This window comes from Chromobacterium sphagni (genome assembly GCF_001855555.1).
GTDB classification, from domain to species: domain Bacteria; phylum Pseudomonadota; class Gammaproteobacteria; order Burkholderiales; family Chromobacteriaceae; genus Chromobacterium; species Chromobacterium sphagni.
The window spans coordinates 1-3,421 of the sequence record NZ_MKCT01000036.1 but is presented as its reverse complement, the minus strand read 5'-3'; the positions used below and the strand labels follow the sequence as shown (position 1 = coordinate 3,421).

General features: G+C 60.0%; 4 protein-coding genes and 1 pseudogene. 3 read left to right on the top strand and 2 right to left on the bottom strand.

Going from position 1 to position 3,421, the window contains the following annotated elements; translation table 11 throughout:
• Positions 1 to 105 precede the first annotated feature (105 nt).
• Both BI344_RS14335 and BI344_RS14330 read right to left on the bottom strand, forming a co-directional pair.
• Positions 106 to 1,002, bottom strand: a complete 897-nt coding sequence (locus BI344_RS14335) for an ACP S-malonyltransferase (protein WP_071113573.1) — start codon at positions 1,000 to 1,002, stop codon at positions 106 to 108.
• On the bottom strand, positions 999 to 1,265 hold the full coding sequence (locus BI344_RS14330; RefSeq protein ID WP_071113572.1) for an acyl carrier protein: 267 nt from the start codon (positions 1,263 to 1,265) through the stop codon (positions 999 to 1,001). Before BI344_RS14330 ends, BI344_RS14335 begins: the two co-directional genes overlap by 4 nt.
• Before the next feature lie 553 nt (positions 1,266 to 1,818).
• Between BI344_RS14330 and BI344_RS14325 the strand changes: the two are divergent.
• The 3 genes and pseudogenes from BI344_RS14325 to BI344_RS14315 form a co-directional block, all read left to right on the top strand.
• Positions 1,819 to 2,742: pseudogene (locus tag BI344_RS14325) on the top strand (PfaD family polyunsaturated fatty acid/polyketide biosynthesis protein); the annotation flags it as partial.
• A 29-nt stretch (positions 2,743 to 2,771) separates the two neighbouring features.
• Entirely contained in the window at positions 2,772 to 3,200 is a 429-nt protein-coding gene (locus BI344_RS25985; RefSeq protein WP_338152217.1) for a beta/alpha barrel domain-containing protein, read from the top strand.
• Positions 3,201 to 3,204: 4 nt separating this feature from the next.
• On the top strand, positions 3,205 to 3,421 hold a 217-nt coding region (locus BI344_RS14315; protein ID WP_083370226.1), incomplete at its 3' end, for an acyl carrier protein.

Sequence of the window (3,421 nt, the reverse complement as noted above, 5' to 3'; positions counted from 1 at the left end):
TGGCATTCCCTCCCAAGATGGGTCTTCTTAGAACCGCTGACAAAACTCCTGATCCTGCGCCTGCTCGCCGCACGGTTGGCACTGCCCGCGTCGGCCCGCCTAGGCTCAGGCGCGCCAGCCGCGAAAATCGGCGTCCCGGTCGATGAAGAAACCGAACTTGCTCAGTTGGCTGCCGTGGCCGAATTCGATGAATTGAGTACAACCGCCGGCGATCAGCTGTTTGATCCCCCGGCTCCACTGCACGGGATGGCTGAGATGGCGGGACAAGCTTCGGCGCAGCAAGTCGCCGTCCGCCGGAAGGCTCTCGCCAGTGACGTTGTCGATGACGGGGATTCGCGGCTCGCCGAGCGCGACGCCTTGCAGATAGCGTTCAAAACCGGACTCGGCGGTTTTGAGCAAGGGACAGTGCCAGGCCCCGCTGACCGGCAGCTGCAACAGTTTTTTCGGCCGAAGCGCGGCGATGCTCTCCATCGCCTGCCCGATCGCCGGCAGGGTACCAGCGATGGAATACTGTCCCAGACAGTTGTAATTGCTGATGAAGACCGGGAAGCCATCCAAACGCAGCCGCTCCAGCAGCGCCTCCAGTTCGGCCTCCTTCAGGCCTATCACCGCGCACATGCCGCCGGGTTCGCTTGCGGAGTACTCGTCCATCAGGCGGGCCCGCTCGACCAGGACGGCTATCATGGCCTCGTAACCGATCATGCCGGCAGCATGCATCGCCGCCCACTGCCCCACGCTGTATCCCGCGCAGGCGGCGGGCTCGACATCCGAGTGCTGCTTGAAAAGCTCCAACGCCAAGGTGCCGACCAACACGGTCAGCAGCGAGCTGAACCGGTTCTGGTTCAACATCTCCGCCCGGCCGGCGGCAAGTTCGCGCAAGACATCCGTCTGGACGAGGTCGCAGATTGTCTGATAGCGCTCGTGGAATTGCGGATGTCGGCGCACGGCATCGCACATGGCCGGTTCCTGCGCGCCCTGTCCGGGAAACAGGAAAACCGTCATTCCGGAACGGCGCTGCGCCGTGCCTGGTCCTGCAAAGCCTGCGATACCAGGGACACGATCCCCGATAGCGAAACCAGAACGTTGGAAAGCACTTCCTCATCGGTGAAGCGGAGGCCGAACTCTTTTTCGACAAACTGGATCAACTCGATATAAGCCTGGGAATCCATCAGACCAAGCTGAAACAGATCGCTGTCGGCATCGATATCGCCGCCGAACTCTATCAGCAGGCGCTCCGACAGGAATTGACTGATTTTCTCTTGCATGACGGGCTCTTGAAGTTAAGTGCAACAGTAAACAAGCAAATCCAGCAATGACTTGCCATCATTCCATCCCACACCCTGCCACCAATCAAACAAAATACGCCGCAGAATAAGCACGCGGTCCACGCTTCCCAAAGACGCTCGTCCCGATATGACAAGCAGGCGGCACGCCGGACGCCGTCGGGATGAATCCGCGCGGCACAGGCAACAAATATGCCATATGGATTCATGATGCATAATGCAAATGCTTACGTCAACAAGAATCATCCGTCTGAAAACCGCGTCCGGATACTATCGCGGAACGGAAACCGACGTGGAATCCGGCCAGTCCTCGCTACCGTCCCCGTCGGGATCAATGACAATCGCAAAAATTGTGAGTCACTTTTAGCACAATTGTCATTGCCCCTTGCGCGACATCCGTGCGGGAAGTTAAGATGGGGTCTGCTGTAAATGACAAAAGCATTTATGTAGGCATGTGAATACCTGATTCAGATGTTTGCGCTGCGCCACCAGCAAACTCTCTGATGTGTGATCCTAATGATGCACGGGAGTGGGAATGGGGATGATTGCCGCTGGGACATTGGGCAGCGCCGAGTTCAGGGCCGACTACAGGGTCAAATACGCTTATCTGGCCGGCGCGATGTATAAGGGCATCGCCTCGAAAGAGCTGGTGACGGCGATGGGCAAGGCCGGCCTGATGGCCTTCCTTGGCACCGGCGGCCTGTCCCCGGAAGAAATCGAATCATCCATTCGTTTTATTCAAAGCGAATTGGCCCCAGGTCAGCCGTATGGCATGAATCTGCTGTCCGATCTCGCCCGGCCGGAACAGGAACTGCGCACGGTCCAGATCTATCTCGAATACGGCATCCGCCACGTCGAAGCCGCGGCCTATATGCGCATCACTCCCGCCTTGGTTCGCTACCGTCTCAAGGGCATCGCCGTCGATGCCGACGGAATCGTCCGCGCCCCCAATCATGTCCTGGCGAAAGTGTCCCGCCCCGAAGTCGCCGCGCTCTTCATGCAGCCGGCTCCCGACAATATCGTTCGCGAACTGGCGGCCTCCGGCCTGCTTGATGCCGAAGAGGCCCGCTTGGCCGATCGGGTCCCGATGGCCGACGACATTTGCGTCGAGGCGGACTCCGGCGGCCACACCGACCAGGGGGTGGCCTATGTGCTGATGCCGGCGATGCTTGCCCTGCGGGACGAAATGGCGGCGAAGCATCGATATTCCAGCAAGATAAGAATGGGCGCCGCGGGCGGGATAGGCACGCCCCATGCCGCGGCCGCCGCCTTCATGCTGGGCGCGGACTTCATCCTAACCGGCTCGATTAATCAGTGTACATGCGAGGCGGGAACCAGCGAGTCGGTCAAAGAGCTGCTGCAACACATCGATGTCCAGGATACGGCCTACGCCCCGGCCGGCGACATGTTCGAACTCGGCGCGAAGATACAGGTGGTGCGGCGCGGTCTGTTCTTCCCGTCCCGGCCAACAAGCTGCACGAGCTTTACATGCGCCACGGCTCTCTGGAAGAAATCGATCCGAAAACCCGCCAGCAGATTCAGGAGAAGTATTTCCGACGTTCGTTCGACCAGGTCTGGGATGAGACGCGGCGCCACTACGCCCGCCTCGACCCGGAGCAGTTCGAGGCGATGGCGCGCAACCCCAAGCGAAAAATGGCCATGATCTTCAAATGGTATTTTGCCCACTCCACCCGGCTCGCCCTGCAAGGCGAAGAAGATCAGCTCACCGACTACCAGATTCACTGCGGCCCGGCCCTGGGCGCATTCAACCAGTGGGTGAAAGGCACAGCCATCGAGCGCTGGCAAAACCGCCATGTCGCCGACATCGCAGAACGCATCATGCAAGGCACCGCCCAATGGCTGAACCAGCGTTTCGGCGCGCTGGCCGGCGCCGACCTCCACCAACCCTCAAAGTGATCGCATGAGACAAGAAGACATTCTTCAATTGATCGTCGAGCAGACGCGGGCCGTCCTGCCGAATCTTGAACGACACGCTTTCCAGGGCAGCGACCGGCTGGCCGACCTGGGCGCCAATTCGGTGGACCGCGCGGAAATCATCATGATGGTGCTCGACGCGCTGTCCCTGAAGATTCCGCGCGTCGAAACCTTCGGCCCCAACAATATCGGCGAACTGGCGG